Consider the following 18199-nt stretch of genomic DNA (forward strand, 5'->3'; position numbering starts at 1 on the left):
TGGAAGTGCTTGATGTGATTGGCTCTAATAGAGGAACGATGATTGCGCAGGTAATAACTTTACCTCTAACTGTCACGCGCTGAGCGATAAAGTTTTGGCTAGGATCGCCGCTATTTGAAATCGTGACCCGAGTGATTGATTAATCCGGGAAACAGGTAAGAGAAAATTGTATGAGTAAGAGTAAAGGGAAACTGGGGCAACGCATTAAAGTGCTGATTGCTAAAGTTCTGGTCGCCTGGCTGGGAATCTGGCTGGCCGGGATCGTGATCTTTGCCTTTTTACCGGTACCGTTTTCAGCGGTAATGGTTGAGCGCCAGTTGGGGGGCGTGGCTGAGCGGCCGTTTCGCCTATGTGGCGCATTCCGATTGGGTGAGCATGGATGAGATTTCGCCGTGGATGGCACTGGCGGTGATCGCCTCCGAAGATCAGAAATTCCCGGAGCATTGGGGTTTCGATATGGATGCCATCCAGCAGGTATTAGATAACGATGGATCTGAACGGATGCGCGGTGCCTCAACGCTGTCGCAGCAAACGGCAAAAAACCTGTTCTTATGGGATGGCCGTAGCTGGGTGCGCAAAGGGTTTGAAGCGGGGCTGACGGTCGGTATTGAAACCGTATGGACCAAACGTCGAATCCTGACGGTGTACCTGAACATTGCGGAGTTTGGCAATGGCGTATTCGGGGTGGAAGAGGCCTCGCAACGCTATTTTCACAAACCGGCCAGTCGTTTAAGCATGTCCGAAGCAGCGTTGCTGGCGGCCGTCTTACCGAATCCGATTCGCTTTCGCGCGGATGCGCCATCGGGCTACGTACGGATGCGCCAGCAGTGGATCCTGCGCCAAATGCGCCAGCTAGGCGGCGAGGGTTATCTCGCGCGTTACAAGCTGCATTAACCGGGTTTAATCTTCGTCGAAGCCAGCTTCAAACAGTTCGATGACAGCAGCCAGCGCCTGCACTTCCTGCGGACCGTTGGCTTCAATCTCAATATGACCGCCTTTGGCGGAATCGAGCATCAGCAGGGCAATCACGCTACTGGCTTCGGCTTCCGTGCCCGCCTCGTTACGCAGCAGCACTTCGGCATCAAAACTCTGCACCAACTCGAACAGCTTCATCGCCGGACGCGCATGCATGCCCAGCTTATTACGAATCTCAACGGTTTGCTTCACGGTCATGATTTGCGTTTTTCCAGGGTGCGATGGCGCGATTGCACGTTTTTACCGCGTGAACGGAAATAATCCGCCAGCTGTTCGGCGATGTAGACCGAGCGATGTTTACCGCCGGTACAACCAATCGCGACGGTCAGGTAGCTGCGGTTGTTGGTTTCCAGCATGGGCAGCCACAACTCCAGATAGCTGCGCGTCTGGTAGATAAAGTTGTGCACTTCGGTATGGCGGTCAAGAAATGCGGCTACCGGACGGTCGAGACCGGTCATCGGGCGCAGCTTGGGATCCCAGTGTGGGTTTGGCAGGAAGCGCACATCAAACACGTAGTCGGCATCGATAGGAATACCGTGTTTAAAACCAAAGGATTCAAACACCATGGTCAACTCACGTTCGCGCTTACCCAGCAAACGTGTACGCAGCATTTCTGCCAGTTCATGCACCGACATCTCGGAGGTATCGATGATCAAATCAGCACGTGAGCGTAATGGCTCCAGCAGATCGTTTTCTTCATCGATGGCACTTTCCAGCGATAAATTCTTACTGGAGAGCGGATGCAGGCGGCGCGTGTCGCTGTAACGGCGGATCAGGGTGTTGCGATCGGCATCCAGGAACAGCAGCTGCGGCGAAAACGAATCCGGCAGATTATTCAGCGCGGCCTCAAACACCTCCGGCGATTCAGGCATATTACGCACGTCAATGCTGACGGCCGCCGAGATGTTGCGTTCCGTTAAGGTGTTTGCCAGCTCCGGTAACAACACGACCGGCAGGTTATCGACACAGTAAAAGCCCATGTCTTCCAGGGCCCGCAGCGCGACTGATTTTCCTGAGCCTGACCGACCGCTAACGATCATCAGCACCATCACATTTCTCCCGTTTTAAACCGGCGAACACGCCGGTAAATGTGTCTGTCGCTTAAGAGTGTTCTTCCTGAGCTTCTGTGATAATGGCATAGAGCTCTTCATCACTCTGTGCCGCACGCAAACGGCGGCAGACGGTTTTATCCGCCAGGCGTTTAGCGACCAGCGACAGCGTATGCAAATGGGTTTTGCACTGGTCTGCAGGCACCAGCAGCGCAAACAGCAGGTCAACCGGCTGGTTGTCCACAGCATCAAAGGCAATCGGCTGATCGAGGCTGATAAACACGCCAACGGCGCGCAGCGTATCCTCCTCCAGCTTGCCATGAGGAATGGCGATACCGTTGCCAATGCCGGTACTGCCCATGCGTTCACGGGTCAGAATGGCTTCAAAAAGCGTCTGGTGCGGCAGATTGAGCTGCTTGGCTGCCAGCTCGCTGATAATTTCCAGCGCGCGTTTTTTGCTCTGGCAGTGTACGCCGCTACGGGTACAGTCCAGTGAGAGGACCGAGCTCAATTCCAGTGTCAGATCGTTGTTCATCATCGTTTCACTTGCGAGTTCACATAGCCGCAAGGTTAACGCCATTCATACCCCAATGGCGAGTCCCCTGTTGGCGCTTGCGCAGATGACAAAACGGGGCGGTTAACCCGCCCCATTTGCGCTCTGAGTGCCGAATCGGTCAGCACTCTGCAAGCATGAAGGTTAGTGTTTTTTCAGTTTGTCTTTGTGTTTAGTCAGCTGACGGGAAAGCTTGTCGATTAACCCGTCGATGGCCGCGTACATGTCTTCCGCTTCCCCTGTGGCGTGCAGCTCCCCGCCGTTGACGTGCAGTGTTGCTTCAGCAATCTGCGTCACCTTCTCCACTTTCAGAACAATATAAACCTGATTGATACGATCAAAATAGTGTTCCAGTTTGGCAAATTTGCTATTTACAAATTCGCGCAGCGGTTCAGTGATTTCAACATTAAGTCCGGTAAGGTTTAGCTGCATAGGTCTTCCTTCTTCGTTCGGTCAAACCAACTGTTTGCGCTGATTTGATGGCGGTATAGACAAAGACTCGCGATATTTAGCAACGGTACGTCGCGCCACCATGATGCCCTGATCGGATAACATGGTGGTGAGTTTGCTGTCGCTCAAGGGTTTTGCGGGATTTTCCGCGGAGATCAATTTTTTCACCAGTGCGCGGATTGCCGTGGAAGAGGCTTCGCCACCGCCTTCGGTATTCACATGACTGGAGAAAAAATACTTTAATTCAAAGATGCCACGCGGACTATGAAGATACTTTTGCGTGGTCACGCGAGAAATGGTGGATTCGTGCATGTCCACGGCCTGGGCGATATCCGCCAATACCATAGGGCGCATGTACTCCTCGCCTTGTTCGAAGAACGCCTGCTGCTGTTCGACAATGCAACGCGTCACTTTGAGCAGCGTGTCATTACGACTCTCGAGACTTTTAATCAGCCATTTGGCTTCCTGCAAATTACTGCGGATAAACTGATTGTCGGTGTCGTTTCGCGTTGATCCACCCATCGATGCGTAATGCTGGTTGATCTTCAGGCGTGGCAGGCTGTCAGAGTTCAGTTCAACCATCCAGCGCGTGCTGATTTTACGCACCAGCACATCGGGAATCACATACTCAGGTTCACTGGTATTGATGGATTGGCCCGGACGTGGGTCAAGAGACTGAATCAGCAGCATCGCTTCTTTCAGGACGTCTTCCTTGAGGCGTGTGACACGCATCAGGCTACGGAAATCGTGATTGGCCAGCAGATCGAGATGTTCACTGACGATCAGGCGTGCTTCTGACAGCATCGGCGCATCGGCGGCATATTGGGAAAGTTGTACCAGCAGGCAGTCACGTAAGTCTCGTGCGCCGACGCCGACCGGATCAAAGCGCTGAACGCGCTTCAGTACCGCTTCAACCTCTTCCAGCGTCAGTTCATCATCACCAATACTGTCGCAAATATCCTGGACAGATACCGTCAGATAACCGGTGTCGTCGATGGCATCGACAATGGAGGTGGCGATCGCACGGTCAGTATCGGTGAAAGGCGTCAGTTCTACTTGCCACATCAGGTAATCCTGCAGTGACTGCGTGGTTTCGCCCTGATAGACCGGCAGTTCATCGTCCTGATAATCGTTGCCGGTGCCTGAAGGGGTACCAGCGGTGTAGATTTCATCCCAGGTGGCGTCAAGGGGCAACTCCTCTGGCATCTCTTTCTGTTCTAATGCTTCACGTGTGTCTAACGAGTCTTTTTCCTGAAACTCACGTGCCTCGACTTCTTCATGCACATCGGTTTGTTCAAGCAGCGGATTGCTTTCCAGCGCCAGTTGCAGTTCTTGCTGAAGTTCAAGCGTAGAGAGTTGCAGCAGACGGATGGCCTGCTGCAACTGTGGAGTCATCGCCAACTGTTGGCTGAACCTGAGTTGCAAACCTTGCTTCATAATTCTGCTTGAATTTCCTAAGCAAATGTCGTGTATGACGACACCTTATCAGAGTCTGAACTCTTCGCCCAAATAAACCCGCTTAACCTGCTCATCTGCAAGAATTTCCTCGGGCGTACCATGCGCGATAAGGTGACCCTGGCTCACGATGTAAGCACGTTCGCACACGGCGAGGGTTTCACGCACGTTGTGGTCGGTGATCAGCACGCCGAGGCCGCTATCACGCAGGTGTTCGATGATTTTTTGATGTCGATGACTGAGATAGGGTCAACACCGGCAAAGGGTTCATCCAGCAGGATAAATTTCGGATTAGCCGCCAGCGCACGGGCAATCTCCACACGACGGCGTTCACCACCGGAAAGCGCCTGGCCCATGCTGTCGCGCAGGTGCTCGATGTGGAACTCTTCCATCAGCTCGTTGGCACGATCCTGACGCTGCTCTTCGGTCAAATCATCGCGGATTTGCAACACCGCCATCAAATTGTCGAACACGCTCAGGCGACGGAAAATCGAGGCTTCCTGTGGCAAATAGCCAATACCACGACGTGCACGAGCATGCAGAGGCAGAATACTGATGTCTTCGTCATCAATCACAATGCGACCGGCATCGCGCGGCACAATACCCACCACCATGTAAAACGTGGTGGTTTTGCCAGCGCCGTTCGGGCCAAGCAGGCCGACAATCTCGCCAGATTTTACCTGCAGGCTAACATCTTCCACCACGCGGCGGCCTTTGTAGGCTTTCGCCAGGTTTTCAGCGACTAATGTGGCCATAGCTATCAGTTACTCTTCTTAGGGCTCGTGGACGAGCCGTTTTTGTCCTGCAACTGCGACGGCACCAGTACGGTGGTGACGCGCTTGCTCTCACCCTGGCTGAAAGCCTGCATTTTCTGCTCTTTCACCAGGTAAGTGATGCGATCGCCTTTGATATTGCTGTCCAACTGCTGGATGAAGGCATTGCCAGTCAGTTCAACGAAATCGTTCGCCAGTTCATAATGCAGTTTCGAGGCGTGGCCTTGCACGGGCTTACCGTTATCCTGCATCTGATAGAAGGTGGCCGGCGTGCCGTACGCATCCACAATCGTTTTTTGCTATCGCCACCAGGACGTGTCACTACGACTTTGTCGGCGGTGATTTTGATTGAACCCTGGGTCACGATCACGTTGCCGGTAAAGGTGGCGACGTTGCCCTGCAGATCCAGCGCTTGATTCACTGAATCAATGTTAACCGGCTTGTCTGAATCACCGGTTAACGCCAGCGCAGGCAGGCTGGTCGCCAGCAAGGTGCTCACCAGCAACAACTTAAGGCTGTTTTTGTTCATTTTGTTGGATTTCATAGGAAGTTTTGACCTTTTCAAGCAGCTGGGCATTTTTGGTTCGTAAATTGCCGCGCATCTTCATGCCAGTGGAATTAAAACTGCGGCCAAATAGGGTAACCTGATCGTCAGAGCTAACATCCTGAGTAATCAGGTTAACCTGAGCATTATCGGTGATGATGCGCTCAAGTTGTGAATCCTGGGTCAGCGTGTTCACTTCGACGTGACCATACAGATAAAGCATACGATCTTTGGTCAACTTTGCTTTGTCGGCGCGTATTGTCCAGGTGGGCACTTTATTTTCGTCATAAGTGGTCGCCACCGGATTATCAAACCAGCTGACTTCGTCCTCAGCAAAGTAGGTCACTTTATCCGAGATCAGTTTGTACGCCAGCGCGCCCGTCGGGTTGTACACCACCGAATGGGATTTTTCGCTGGTATAGGTTGGCTCCTGACTATCGGTGGCCACCGGCGTTTTGCTGTCGTCCTGGTTGGTGAGATTCCAGCCGATCAGCACCAGGGCGATCAAGGCCAAAATCAGCGTTATCCAACGCCTGCTCTTACTCATACTGATTGCCCTTTGGCATCCTCAAATTTGTTCTGTGCGATTAAAATCAGATCGCAAAGTTCACGCACCGCACCGCGTCCACCGGCGATGCGCGTCACATAATGGGCACGCGGCAGTAATACCGGATGCGCATCGGCGACGGCCACGCTCAAGCCCACCTGCGCCATCACTGGCCAGTCGATCAGGTCGTCACCAATATAGGCAACCTGCTCGGCAGTTAACGACAGTTTATCCAGGAGTTCACGCCACGCCAAAAGCTTATCTGATTGTCCCTGGTAAAGATGCGTAATGCCAAGGGTCTTGCAACGATCTTCCAGCAGTTTGGCTTTACGCCCGGTAATGATCGCCACTTCAATGTCGGAGGTTAGCAGGCAGCGGATGCCGTAGCCATCACGCACGTTAAATGCTTTCAGCTCTTCACCGCTGTTGCCCATGAAAATCACGCCATCAGACATTACGCCATCGACATCACAAATCAGCAGGCGAATCTGCGCCGCACGCGCCATGACTTCTGCACTGACCGGGCCGTAACAGGTTTCAACCATTGTGGAGTCCGCACTCATTATTTTTTCCTGTTCAAACTACGCCAGCGCGCAGCATGTCATGCATGTGTACCACACCGAGCAGACGGTCGTCATCGGCGACCAACACCGCAGTGATGTTTTTGTTTTGCATCAGATTAAGCGCATCTACTGCCAGCATATTGGGGCGCACCCGGATTCCGCCACGCGTCATCACATCCTGAATACTGGCTGACTGGAAATTAATGCCCATATCGAAAATGCGGCGCAGGTCACCATCGGTGAAGATGCCTTCGATTTTCATCAGGTCATCAACAATCACCGTCAGGCCAAGATTCTTACGTGTAATCTCCAGCAGCGCATCACGCAGTGATGCATCGCGGCTGACGTGAGGGATTTCATCACCGCTGTGCATAATATCGCTAACGTGCAGCAATAGCTTGCGGCCCAGTGCGCCACCGGGATGCGACAACGCAAAATCTTCCTGAGTAAAGCCACGCGCTTCCAGCAAGGCGACGGCCAGCGCATCGCCCATCACTAACGTCGCGGTGGTGCTGGAAGTCGGGGCCAGACCGAGCGGGCAGGCTTCCTGCGGCACTTTCACACATAAATGCACATCAGCAGCGCGTCCCATGGCACTCTCCGGGCGGCTGGTGAGGCAAATTAACGGTACTTTCTGCCGCTTCAGCACCGGAATCAGCGCCAGAATCTCGTTCGATTCACCGCTGTTGGAGATAGCGATCACCACATCATTAGGCGTTACCATGCCAAGATCGCCATGGCTGGCCTCGCCAGGATGGACAAAAAACGCCGACGTGCCGGTACTGGCAAAGGTGGCCGCCATTTTCGCGCCAATGTGGCCGGATTTGCCCATGCCCATCACCACCACTTTACCGCGGCAGGCAATGATCATCTCGCAGGCGCGGCTGAAGTCGGCGTTAATATACTGATCGAGCTGCTCAAGGCCTTCGCGTTCGATGCGCAATACCGCTTTACCTGCTTGTTGATAATCAAAATCCGGTTGCTGATGTGACATGGTCAGTCCGTCCTTAATAGCTTGCGATAAGCGTGGGGCTGAGCCACAGCCACAGTACCCACACGATAAATCCACTTAACAGTAACGTACCTGCCACGCGGCCAATTCGGCGTTTGCGTAGCAGACAGAGCAGGGCGAACAGTACGCTTACGCCAAGCATGACCCAGTAATCACGCGCGAAGGCATGGGCATCAATGCTGCCAGGATGAACCAGCGCAGGCAGGCCGAGCACAATCGCCAGATTAAAGATATTAGCGCCAATCAGGTTACCGATGGCGATATCGTCTTCGCCTTTCAGCGCGCCCGCCACCACGGTCGCCAGTTCTGGCAAGCTGGTGCCTACCGCGATCAGCGTCAGGCCCATCACCAGTTCACTGACCCCGAAGTAGTCGGCGAACACCGTAGCGTTGTCGATCACCATGCGCGTCGACATCGGCAGAATGATCAGCGCCACGGCCAGCCAGAGAAACGCTACAGTATTACCTGCTTCATCACGCGGGAGTTCGGCCAGTTGCTCACGTGTTAGCGTGTCGTTGTTATCACGCTCGGCGCGGCGGGCAATGCGAATAGCGATGATCAGGTAGCCCACGGCAATCAGCAGCAGCGCGACACCGTCCAGGCGACTCAGATGATTATCAAACAGCATGATGCCGCTCAGCAGTGAGACCAGCAGCATCAAGGGGAGTTCGCGTCGAATCAGATTAGAGTGCACCGTTAAAGGGTGCAGCAGCGCCGCGCCGCCAAGGATTAACAGAATATTGGTGATGTTCGAGCCAAGCGCTGTACCCACGGCTAAATCCATTTGCCCATGCTGTGCCGCGGAGAAAGAGACAATCAGTTCCGGTAACGAGGTGCCAATGCTCACCACTGTCATGCCGATGATCAGCGGAGGTATGCCAAAGGATCGACACAGGATCGCGGCACTGAATACCAGACGGTCAGCGCCGTAAGCCAGAAGAAGCAATCCGATAAACAGCAGGGCAGTGGCTACGAACATGAAAAATCCTTGATGGATAGGTGTGTCGGCAAACCTTGTCCGACAGGTAAAAACATTGCACGCGCGGAAACAGGCGCTGATTTTGACTGTCTGAGAGCCAAAAGTAAATTTTAAGGCCGTTTTCGCCACACCTTACGGGTAAGTTTCTGTAAAACTATCGTGCATTGTGGTCTACCAGGCTACCATCCACGACTTTGAGAACGCCCGATCCGCATAAAGAGGTAACGATGATCCAGCAAAAAACGAATCTGGTTGAGGTTCGTGGCGTCAGCTTCACTCGCGGAGACCGCGTCATCTTTGATGATATTTCGCTTACCGTGCCTGCGGGCAAAGTCACCGCCATCATGGGGCCATCCGGTATCGGCAAAACCACACTGTTGCGCCTGATTGGCGGACAGCTGCAACCGGAAAAAGGCGAAATCTGGTTCCGTGACCAGAATATCCCGACACTTTCTCGCACCAAATTGTATGAAGTGCGAAAAAAATGAGCATGTTGTTCCAGTCAGGTGCACTTTTTACCGATCTCAACGTCTTTGATAACGTCGCCTGGCCGCTGCGTGAACACACACAGCTTCCGCCGGCGTTATTGCACAGCACCGTGATGATGAAGCTGGAAGCGGTGGGTCTGCGCGGTGCGGCGAAATTAATGCCAGCCGAACTCTCCGGCGGGATGGCGCGACGTGCGGCGCTGGCGCGCGCTATCGCGCTGGAGCCGGAACTGATCATGTTCGATGAGCCGTTTGTTGGCCAGGATCCGATTACAATGGGTGTACTGGTAAAATTAATCGATGAATTGAACCATGCTTTAGGCGTGACCTGCATTGTCGTTTCACACGATGTGCCAGAGGTCTTGAGCATTGCCGACCATGCCTATATTGTTGCCGGTCAAAAGATTATTGCTCAGGGCAGTGCGCCGGAACTGCGGGAAAATCCCGATCCGCGCGTGCGCCAGTTTATTGAGGGTCATGCGGACGGCCCGGTACCGTTCCGCTTCGCGGCCGGGGATTACCTCAGCGATCTGACCCGTGTAGGGAGAGCCTAAACTGATGTTGCTTAAGGCGCTGGCGTCATTTGGACGTCAGGGAATTAATACTTGCGCGGCCTTTGGCCGAGCCGGCTTGATGCTGTTTCATGCGCTGGTGGGAAAACCGGCGTTTCGTCGACATGCGCCACTGCTGATAAAACAGCTGTACAGCGTGGGCGTACTCTCGTTGCTGATCATTGTGGTATCGGGCTTGTTTATCGGCATGGTGCTGGGCTTGCAGGGTTATCTGGTGCTCACCACGTACAGCGCCGAAACCAGCCTTGGTATGTTGGTGGCGCTGTCGCTGCTGCGCGAACTCGGGCCTGTCGTCACAGCACTGTTGTTCGCCGGACGCGCGGGCTCAGCCCTGACAGCAGAAATCGGTCTGATGAAAGCCACTGAACAGCTTTCCAGCATGGAAATGATGGCGGTTGACCCATTGCGTCGCGTGGTTTCACCGCGCTTCTGGGCGGGCTTTATTAGTATGCCGCTGCTCACGTTGATTTTTACTGCTGTGGGCATTGCGGGCGGTGCGTTGGTTGGCGTGAGCTGGAAAGGTATCGATCCCGGCTTCTTCTGGTCAGCGATGCAGAATGCGGTAGATTTCCGCACTGATGTCATCAACTGCATTATCAAAAGCGCGGTCTTTGCCGTCACGGTGACGTGGATTGCGCTGTTCAATGGCTATGACGCCATCCCGACTTCGGAAGGGATCAGTCGGGCGACGACGCGTACCGTAGTGCATGCTTCACTGGCGGTACTCGGTTTGGACTTTGTGCTGACAGCACTGATGTTTGGGAATTGATGCAATGCAAAGCAAGAAAAACGAAATCTGGGTAGGCGTCTTCATGCTGGCGGCGCTGCTGGCACTGTTATTCCTTAGCCTGCGCGTGGCCGATCTGAAATCACTCGGTACAGAACCCACCTGGAAGCTGTATGCCACCTTCGATAATATCGGCGGTCTGAAAGTCAGCTCCCCGGTAAAAATTGGTGGCGTGGTGATTGGCCGCGTGACGGATATCTCGCTGGATGATAAAACCCTCTCGCCGCGTGTCACCATGGACATCAGCGATCAGTACACCGACAAAATCCCGGATACCAGTTCATTGGCGATTCGTACGCAAGGCTTGCTGGGTGAGCAGTTCCTCGCGCTCAATTTAGGGTTTGACGATCCTGAACTGGGGTCGGCGATGCTTAAAGAGGGCGGCACATTGCGCGACACGAAATCCGCGATGGTGCTGGAAGATCTGATCGGCCAGTTCCTTTACAAGAGCGGCGACAATAAAAACGATAATCAAAAGCAGGGTGCAGAGAGTGCGCCTGCCCCTGCAGCACCTGCTACAACGGAATAACCCCAAGAGGTAAACACGATGTTTAAAAGATTAATGATGATAGCCATGCTGGCGATTTTGCCTCTGGCTGCCAATGCGGCAGATCAGAGCGACCCTTACAAACAGATGAATGAAGCGGCAGCGAAGACGTTCACTCGTCTGAAAAATGAACAGCCTAAAATCAAGCAGGATCCCAACTACTTACGTGAAGTCGTGCGTCAGGAACTGCTGCCTTATGTGCAGATAAAATATGCCGGTGCATTGGTGCTGGGTCGTTATTACCGTGAAGCGACGCCGGCACAGCGCGACGCTTACTTCAGCGCCTTTGGTGATTATCTGGCGCAGGCTTATGGCCAGGCGCTGGCACTCTATCATGGCCAGACCTACCAGATTCAGCAGCCGCAACCGATTGGCGATGCCAACATTGTAGCGATTCGCGTAACGATTCTGGATCCGAATGGTCGTCCGCCCGTGCGCCTGGATTTCCAGTGGCGTAAGAACAGCCAAACCGGCAACTGGCAGGCTTATGACATGGTGGCCGAAGGCATTAGCATGATCACCACCAAACAAAATGAGTGGAGCGATCTGTTGCGCACGAAAGGGATTGATGGTTTGACCGCGCAGCTGAAATCTTACGCAGCACAGCCTATCACTCTGGATAAACAGTAAGCATGAGCGAACCGTTACGCTGGCAGCGCACTGCCAGCACGCTGTCTTTAAGCGGCAAGTTGGATCGCGATACGCTGCTGGCATTATGGCATGAACGTGAAACGGCGATGGTGGATGTGGTCACTATTGATGTTGCGGCGTTAGATCGTGTGGATTCAGCGGGTTTAGCGTTGCTGGTCCACCTGCGCGAAATCGCACGAGCACAAGGCAGCACCCCGGTTTTCACCGGCATTAACGATAAACTCCAGTCACTAATCACGCTGTATAATTTGCAGCAGATTATTGTTTCTGCGGAAAAAATCGCCTGATTACGGCTTAATCGATTAAAGCCCCTGAATTTTTCAGGGGCTTTTGTGTATTTAAGAGTCAGGCGCTTTCCTCTAAGATATCCGCCTTATTATTATTAAGTGAAGCAATGAGCGATGGAAAATAATGAAGTTCAGGCCGTGCTGATGCAGGCGCTGCCATTAGAAGAAGTACACGTACTCAGCAACGACGGTAGCCATTTTCAGGTGATCGCGGTCGGTGAGATGTTCGGTGAACTGAGCCGTGTTAAGAAGCAGCAGGCTGTGTACGCGCCGCTGATGGAATACATTGCGGATAACCGTATTCATGCGGTTTCCATTAAACTTATACCCCAGCTGAGTGGGCGCGCGACCGTAAACTCAACGGTTTCTAAGCGTCTCACGGGCTGTTTTGTTGATAGATAATTGAGAGCCGTTAATGGACAAATTTCGTGTGCAAGGCCCCACCCGTTTAAGCGGTGAAGTGACCATTTCCGGGGCGAAAAATGCTGCGCTGCCAATTCTTTTTGCTGCGCTGCTGGCAGAAGAGCCGGTAGAGATTCAAAACGTGCCTAAGCTGCGTGATATCGATACCACCATGAAGCTGCTGAATTTGCTGGGCGCGCGCGTTGAGCGTAATGGTTCGGTTCACGTTGATGCTCGCGAAGTGAACGTCTTCAGCGCGCCTTATGATCTGGTGAAAACTATGCGTGCCTCGATTTGGGCGCTGGGTCCGCTGGTGGCGCGTTTTGGCCAGGGCCAGGTTTCACTGCCGGGCGGTTGTGCGATTGGCGCCCGTCCCGTGGATCTGCATATCACCGGCCTTGAGCAGTTGGGTGCAGAGATCAAACTGGAAGAGGGCTACGTTAAAGCTTCCGTTAATGGCCGTCTGAAAGGCGCGCATATTGTGATGGACAAAGTCAGCGTCGGCGCGACCGTGACCATCATGAGTGCCGCAACATTGGCAACGGGCATCACCATCATTGAAAACGCCGCGCGCGAGCCGGAGATTGTCGATACGGCAAACTTCCTCAACACGCTGGGCGCAAAAATCAGCGGTGCAGGCACCGACAAAATCACCATCGAAGGCGTTGAGCGTCTCGGCGGTGGTGTTTATCGCGTGCTGCCTGATCGTATCGAAACCGGTACTTTCCTGGTGGCCGCCGCGATTTCTCGCGGCAAAGTGGTATGCCACAAGGCGCAGCCTGATACGCTGGATGCGGTGCTGGCGAAACTGCGTGATGCGGGTGCCGAGATTGAAACCGGTGAAGACTGGATCAGCCTTGATATGCACGGCAAGCGTCCGAAAGCTGTCAACATTCGCACTGCGCCACACCCAGGCTTCCCAACCGACATGCAGGCACAGTTCACCCTGCTGAACATGGTGGCAGAAGGCACGGGCGTCATCACCGAAACTATCTTCGAAAACCGTTTCATGCACATCCCTGAGCTGATTCGTATGGGTGGTCACGCGGAAATCGAGAGCAACACCGCCATTTGTCACGGTGTTGAGACGCTGTCAGGTGCGCAAGTGATGGCAACCGACCTGCGTGCTTCAGCGAGCCTGGTGCTGGCCGGTTGCATCGCGGAAGGCACCACCATTGTGGATCGTATTTATCATATCGATCGTGGCTATGAGCACATCGAAGATAAACTGAAAGCCATGGGCGCCAATATCGAACGCGTCAGCGGCGAATAACGCTGACACAACGTTTGAAGGAACCAGTCACGGCAGCGTGGCTGGTTTTTTTTCGTCAAGGATCTCAGATCTCATGACGATCCTTGGGCGATCGTATGCGTTTTTTGCGATCCAACAAACGCAAGGTGACGGGATCATAATAGCGACTTGGCCATATCTCTGCCGGATGTACGCCGATCGCGTTGGCGATCAACCATTCCCCTTTGGGCCAGGGGCGGGAGAGGGCATTCGATAATGTGGAGGAGTTCAGCCCTGAATCTCGCGACAATTCAGCCATCGATGTCCCTTTTTTACGCAGCGCCGCGATCACATCCGCCGGGTGCCAATCCTGTTTCCTTGCTTTCATAACGTCCTGCTCCTTGTCCATGTTATAGCTTCGTCTCTGCCGCAATGCGTGAATCCATGACCGAGATATCTGGAAAAAACCAAAAACTTTATAGCAAATAATTTCCATAAGCTTCCAGTAATTGTTTTGGCGTCACGCGAAACTGCGTACTCTTTCGCAAAAGTACTGCAATGGATGAAACGGTATGCGGAGGAAAAGCGGAGGGGGAGCGAGTGGGAAAAGAAAACGGGGCGCCTGGCCCCGTTAATCAATCAGAAGTCGCGCTGTACTGACATGTGCGCCAGCGCTTCGAGTGCGCTGCGCCAGGGTGATTCGGGGATGGCTTGCAGTGCGGCAATCGCTTTATCCGCCTCTTCTTCCGCACGTTTACGCGTCCACTCCAGTGAACCGGTGTGCTGCATCGCAGCCAATACCGGCTCCAGCAGGTGCCGACCGTTGCCTTCTTCAATAGCTTTGCGAATCATCTGCGCCTGCTTCGGTGTTCCATTATGCATGGCATGCAGTAATGGCAGCGTAGGCTTACCTTCGCTGAGGTCGTCACCGGTATTCTTGCCCAGCGTTTCGCCATCAGCACTGTAATCGAGCAGATCGTCGATTAACTGGAAAGCCGTACCCAGATAGCGGCCATAATCCTGCAGCGCTTTCTCCTGAGCCGGCGTGGCTTCTGCCAGAATCGCGGAGGCTTGAGAAGCGGCCTCAAACAGGCGCGCGGTTTTGCTGTAAATCACGCGCATGTAGCTTTCTTCGGTGATATCCGGATCGTTGCAGTTCATGAGCTGCAGCACTTCACCTTCAGCGATCACATTAACGGCTTCTGACATCAGCGCGAGGATCTTTAAGGATCCCATGCTGGTCATCATCTGGAACGCACGCGTGTAAATAAAATCACCCACCAGCACGCTGGCAGCGTTACCGAACGCGGCGTTAGCAGTGGCTTTGCCACGGCGCATATCGGATTCATCCACCACATCATCGTGCAGCAGTGTCGCCGTATGGATAAATTCGATCAGCGCCGCATTGGTGACATGCAACGATCCTTGATAATTGAGCGCGCGTGCCGACAGCACCGCGATCATTGGCCGAATACGTTTGCCCCCACCGCTGATGATGTAGTAACCCAGCTGATTGATCAGTGAGACCTCTGAATTCAGCTGGTCGAGGATGGTCTGGTTGACGGCCGCCATGTCCTGCGCGGTTAATTCATTAATCTGTTCTAAGTTCATTCGTCTGTTCAGCTTTGACTCGTATTTTGCATGGTAAGCGCTTTTACCCAGCGTGAGTTCAGGTAATCTGTTACTGATTGTACTTGAAAAATCGGGCTGAGAAACGTTTGCATTCGTCCTGCGCTTTTTTTCTGCAAGAGAGTGCAAAGTGCACTTGTCTTCTGCTGGAGATTTGCGTAGAATTCGCGCCCTATTGTGAATATTTATCGCGCCGCCTGATGAATAGAAAGGCATGCGCAGAAGCGGAGTTTTATATGTACGCGGTTTTCCAAAGTGGTGGTAAACAACACCGAGTAAGCGAAGGTCAGACCGTTCGCTTGGAAAAGCTGGACATCGCAACCGGCGAAACCATTGAGTTCGACCAGGTTCTGATGATTGCAAATGGCGAAGACGTGCAAATCGGCGCGCCACTGGTATCAGGCGGTGTGATCAAAGCAGAAGTTGTTGCTCACGGTCGTGGCGAGAAAGTTAAGATTGTTAAGTTTCGTCGTCGTAAACACTACCGTAAGCAAGCTGGTCACCGTCAGTGGTTCACTGATGTGAAAATCACTGTGATCGGCGCTTAAGAGGAGATCTGACAAATGGCACATAAGAAGGCTGGTGGCTCGACTCGTAACGGTCGCGACTCCAATGCAAAACGTCTGGGTGTTAAGCGTTTCGGTGGTGAATCTGTTTTGGCAGGTAGCATCATCGTTCGTCAGCGTGGCACCAAGTTCCATGCAGGTACCAACGTAGGTTGTGGTCGTGACCACACCCTGTTTGCTACCGCAGACGGTAAAGTACAATTCGAAGTTAAAGGTCCTAACAACCGTAAGTACATCAGCATCGTTGCTGAGTAAGGTTGTTGTGACGCAGACGGTTAACGTCTGAACACACGAATTGAAGGCCCCGCAGCTTTGCGGGGCTTTTTACATTCTGCCGCAGGTTGCGGGATCCCCTCTGACCAAAATGCGCAGTTTGCTGTACAATTTATGTACACTTGGCTTTGCCAATCTTGTATTATCCGCCGCCGGTCAGCGCAGAAGACCCTGGCGGACCCGTTTGCCGTGCTTAATAGCCGCGAACGATAGCGTGACGGAGAAATAAAATGAAGTTTGTAGATGAAGCGACGATCCTTGCGGTCGCGGGCGATGGCGGTAATGGTTGCGTAAGCTTCCGCCGCGAAAAATATATTCCACGCGGTGGCCCAGATGGCGGCGACGGCGGAGACGGCGGCGATGTTTATCTGGTCGCTGACGAAAACCTGAATACCCTGATCGATTATCGCTTCGAGAAATCTTTCCGCGCCGAGCGTGGTCAGAACGGTCAGAGCCGTGATTGCACCGGTAAACGCGGCAAAGACATCGTCGTTAAAGTGCCTGTTGGGACACGTGTGATCGACCAGGGAACTGGCGAAACGCTGGGTGATATGACCCGCCATGAGCAGAAGTTGATGGTGTCGAAAGGCGGCTGGCACGGCCTGGGCAATACCCGTTTCAAATCTTCAGTCAACCGCAGCCCACGTCAGAAAACCATGGGTACACCAGGCGAGAAGCGCGATCTGCAGCTTGAACTGATGTTGCTGGCAGACGTCGGTATGCTTGGTTTGCCTAACGCCGGTAAATCAACGTTTATCCGTTCTGTCTCAGCGGCAAAACCGAAAGTGGCGGATTACCCGTTCACCACCCTGGTGCCAAGCCTTGGCGTTGTGCGTATGGACAACGAAAAAAGCTTCGTGGTCGCGGACATCCCGGGTCTGATTGAAGGCGCAGCGGATGGTGCCGGTTTGGGTATTCGCTTCCTGAAGCACCTTGAGCGTTGTCGCGTGCTGTTGCACCTCATCGACCTGGCGCCGATTGATGAATCCGATCCGGCTGAGAATGCCCGTATCATCCTGGGTGAGCTGGAAAAATACAGCGATAAGCTGTTCCAGAAGCCACGCTGGCTGGTGTTTAACAAATGCGACCTGCTGAGCCGTGAAGAAGCGGAAAGCCGCGCTAAAGCGGTTGTGGAAGCATTGGGTTGGGATGAGAAGTACTATCTGATTTCTGCCGCCAGCCATGATGGCGTGAAAGATCTTTGCTGGGATGTGATGAGCTTTATCATCGCTAACCCGAAAGAAGCGGAAGAAGAAGCGAAAGAGCCGGAAAAAGTCGCCTTTATGTGGGATGACTACCACCGCGAAGCGTTGGAAACCGCGCAGGAAGTTGAAGAAGACGAAGATTGGGATGACGATTGGGACGAAGAAGACGACGAAGGTGTCGAAATCATCTACCAGCGTTAATCGCAAAACAGAAAGCGGCCAATTGGCCGCTTTTTTGTTGCCTTATCCCAGCACCGCGACCGTCAGCCGCGAGGTACAACATAGCTGGTCGCGTCCATTGCGAATCTCAATCTCCCAGCTCTGGTTACGGGCGCCAAGGTGCAGAGGACGGCAGATGCCGCGCACTTCACCGCTGCTCACCGCGCGATGATGGCTGGCACTCACCTCAATCCCCACCACGCTTTTGCCTTCTTCCACACTCAGATAGCCGGCGATCGATCCCATCGATTCCGCCAGCACCACCGACGCACCGCCGTGCAACAGGCCAAACGGCTGCTGCGTGCGCGCATCGACCGGCATGGTCGCTTCGAGGTAATCATCGCCAATCACCGTGAATACGATGCCGACGTGCGAAACCAGCGAGTTGTCACCAAGGGTATTTAAGGTTGCAAGATCAACCGATCGTTTCCAGATTGCCATG

Annotated in this window: 20 protein-coding genes and 5 pseudogenes; 11 read left to right on the forward strand and 14 right to left on the reverse strand. The window is 53.5% G+C overall.

The window, feature by feature from the left end:
• Positions 1 to 170 precede the first annotated feature (170 nt).
• Positions 171 to 894 (forward strand): annotated as a pseudogene (mtgA, locus tag HA45_RS07545) (monofunctional biosynthetic peptidoglycan transglycosylase).
• Between the two features lie 6 nt (positions 895 to 900).
• Here the strand turns inward: mtgA and npr are convergent.
• The 11 genes and pseudogenes from npr to HA45_RS07600 form a co-directional block, all read right to left on the reverse strand.
• Complete coding sequence (gene npr / locus HA45_RS07550; protein WP_100704401.1) at positions 901 to 1173, reverse strand: PTS phosphocarrier protein NPr; 273 nt, start codon at positions 1171 to 1173, stop codon at positions 901 to 903.
• A complete protein-coding gene (gene rapZ, locus HA45_RS07555) occupies positions 1170 to 2024 on the reverse strand; it encodes an RNase adapter RapZ (protein ID WP_097095118.1) in 855 nt (284 codons plus the stop codon). Before rapZ ends, npr begins: the two co-directional genes overlap by 4 nt.
• 52 nt (positions 2025 to 2076) lie before the next feature.
• Positions 2077 to 2559 (reverse strand): PTS IIA-like nitrogen regulatory protein PtsN, encoded by a 483-nt coding sequence (gene ptsN / locus HA45_RS07560; RefSeq protein WP_176505766.1) that lies wholly within the window; start codon positions 2557 to 2559, stop codon positions 2077 to 2079.
• A gap of 162 nt (positions 2560 to 2721) precedes the next feature.
• Positions 2722 to 3009, reverse strand: coding sequence for a ribosome hibernation promoting factor (hpf, locus tag HA45_RS07565; RefSeq protein WP_034826627.1), 288 nt, complete (start codon positions 3007 to 3009; stop codon positions 2722 to 2724).
• A 21-nt stretch (positions 3010 to 3030) separates the two neighbouring features.
• Entirely contained in the window at positions 3031 to 4464 is a 1434-nt protein-coding gene (rpoN, locus tag HA45_RS07570) for an RNA polymerase factor sigma-54 (RefSeq protein WP_100704402.1), read from the reverse strand.
• A gap of 48 nt (positions 4465 to 4512) precedes the next feature.
• Positions 4513 to 5237: pseudogene (gene lptB / locus HA45_RS07575) on the reverse strand (LPS export ABC transporter ATP-binding protein).
• A gap of 5 nt (positions 5238 to 5242) precedes the next feature.
• Positions 5243 to 5799, reverse strand: a pseudogene (gene lptA, locus HA45_RS07580) (lipopolysaccharide ABC transporter substrate-binding protein LptA).
• On the reverse strand, positions 5765 to 6346 hold the full coding sequence (gene lptC, locus HA45_RS07585; protein ID WP_100704405.1) for an LPS export ABC transporter periplasmic protein LptC: 582 nt from the start codon (positions 6344 to 6346) through the stop codon (positions 5765 to 5767). Before lptC ends, lptA begins: the two are co-directional and overlap by 35 nt.
• Complete coding sequence (gene kdsC, locus HA45_RS07590) at positions 6343 to 6909, reverse strand: 3-deoxy-manno-octulosonate-8-phosphatase KdsC (RefSeq protein ID WP_100704406.1); 567 nt, start codon at positions 6907 to 6909, stop codon at positions 6343 to 6345. Before kdsC ends, lptC begins: the two co-directional genes overlap by 4 nt.
• Positions 6910 to 6922: 13 nt before the next feature.
• The gene (gene kdsD / locus HA45_RS07595) at positions 6923 to 7903 is read right to left on the reverse strand and encodes an arabinose-5-phosphate isomerase KdsD (RefSeq protein WP_100704407.1); all 981 of its coding nucleotides are present in this window, start codon (positions 7901 to 7903) and stop codon (positions 6923 to 6925) included.
• A 13-nt stretch (positions 7904 to 7916) separates the two neighbouring features.
• Positions 7917 to 8900 (reverse strand): calcium/sodium antiporter, encoded by a 984-nt coding sequence (locus HA45_RS07600; RefSeq protein WP_100704408.1) that lies wholly within the window; start codon positions 8898 to 8900, stop codon positions 7917 to 7919.
• Positions 8901 to 9127: 227 nt separating this feature from the next.
• Between HA45_RS07600 and mlaF the strand changes: the two are divergent.
• The 7 genes and pseudogenes from mlaF (at position 9128) to murA (ending at position 13907) form a co-directional block, all read left to right on the forward strand.
• A pseudogene (gene mlaF / locus HA45_RS07605) lies at positions 9128 to 9942 on the forward strand (phospholipid ABC transporter ATP-binding protein MlaF).
• Between the two features lie 4 nt (positions 9943 to 9946).
• A complete protein-coding gene (gene mlaE / locus HA45_RS07610) occupies positions 9947 to 10729 on the forward strand; it encodes a lipid asymmetry maintenance ABC transporter permease subunit MlaE (RefSeq protein ID WP_100704410.1) in 783 nt (260 codons plus the stop codon).
• A 4-nt stretch (positions 10730 to 10733) separates the two neighbouring features.
• Positions 10734 to 11276, forward strand: a complete 543-nt coding sequence (mlaD, locus tag HA45_RS07615; protein WP_100704411.1) for an outer membrane lipid asymmetry maintenance protein MlaD — start codon at positions 10734 to 10736, stop codon at positions 11274 to 11276.
• Positions 11277 to 11294: 18 nt separating this feature from the next.
• Positions 11295 to 11924: a phospholipid-binding protein MlaC gene (mlaC, locus tag HA45_RS07620; protein ID WP_100704412.1), complete on the forward strand. Its 630-nt coding sequence runs from the start codon at positions 11295 to 11297 to the stop codon at positions 11922 to 11924.
• 2 nt (positions 11925 to 11926) lie between these two features.
• The gene (mlaB, locus tag HA45_RS07625) at positions 11927 to 12232 is read left to right on the forward strand and encodes a lipid asymmetry maintenance protein MlaB (RefSeq protein ID WP_100704413.1); all 306 of its coding nucleotides are present in this window, start codon (positions 11927 to 11929) and stop codon (positions 12230 to 12232) included.
• Between the two features lie 114 nt (positions 12233 to 12346).
• Positions 12347 to 12603: pseudogene (gene ibaG, locus HA45_RS07630) on the forward strand (BolA family iron metabolism protein IbaG).
• Positions 12604 to 12647: 44 nt separating this feature from the next.
• Complete coding sequence (murA, locus tag HA45_RS07635; RefSeq protein ID WP_100704415.1) at positions 12648 to 13907, forward strand: UDP-N-acetylglucosamine 1-carboxyvinyltransferase; 1260 nt, start codon at positions 12648 to 12650, stop codon at positions 13905 to 13907.
• 64 nt (positions 13908 to 13971) lie between these two features.
• On the opposite strand, the gene HA45_RS07640 is transcribed toward murA, so the two are convergent.
• Both HA45_RS07640 and ispB read right to left on the reverse strand, forming a co-directional pair.
• A complete protein-coding gene (locus HA45_RS07640; protein ID WP_100704682.1) occupies positions 13972 to 14253 on the reverse strand; it encodes a helix-turn-helix domain-containing protein in 282 nt (93 codons plus the stop codon).
• 251 nt (positions 14254 to 14504) lie between these two features.
• Positions 14505 to 15476 (reverse strand): octaprenyl diphosphate synthase, encoded by a 972-nt coding sequence (ispB, locus tag HA45_RS07645; RefSeq protein WP_100704416.1) that lies wholly within the window; start codon positions 15474 to 15476, stop codon positions 14505 to 14507.
• A gap of 254 nt (positions 15477 to 15730) precedes the next feature.
• Between ispB and rplU the strand changes: the two genes are divergently transcribed.
• The 3 genes from rplU to cgtA all read left to right on the forward strand — a co-directional run bounded on the left by rplU (position 15731) and on the right by cgtA (position 17739).
• Positions 15731 to 16042, forward strand: coding sequence for a 50S ribosomal protein L21 (gene rplU, locus HA45_RS07650; protein ID WP_034826596.1), 312 nt, complete (start codon positions 15731 to 15733; stop codon positions 16040 to 16042).
• Between the two features lie 15 nt (positions 16043 to 16057).
• On the forward strand, positions 16058 to 16315 hold the full coding sequence (gene rpmA, locus HA45_RS07655) for a 50S ribosomal protein L27 (protein ID WP_003851093.1): 258 nt from the start codon (positions 16058 to 16060) through the stop codon (positions 16313 to 16315).
• 248 nt (positions 16316 to 16563) lie between these two features.
• The gene (cgtA, locus tag HA45_RS07660; protein WP_100704417.1) at positions 16564 to 17739 is read left to right on the forward strand and encodes an Obg family GTPase CgtA; all 1176 of its coding nucleotides are present in this window, start codon (positions 16564 to 16566) and stop codon (positions 17737 to 17739) included.
• A gap of 42 nt (positions 17740 to 17781) precedes the next feature.
• Here the strand turns inward: cgtA and HA45_RS07665 are convergent, their stop codons facing one another.
• The gene (locus HA45_RS07665) at positions 17782 to 18198 is read right to left on the reverse strand and encodes a hotdog fold thioesterase (protein WP_100704418.1); all 417 of its coding nucleotides are present in this window, start codon (positions 18196 to 18198) and stop codon (positions 17782 to 17784) included.
• Position 18199 lies beyond the last annotated feature (1 nt).

This window comes from Pantoea rodasii (assembly GCF_002095465.1).
Taxonomy (GTDB): domain Bacteria; phylum Pseudomonadota; class Gammaproteobacteria; order Enterobacterales; family Enterobacteriaceae; genus Pantoea; species Pantoea rodasii.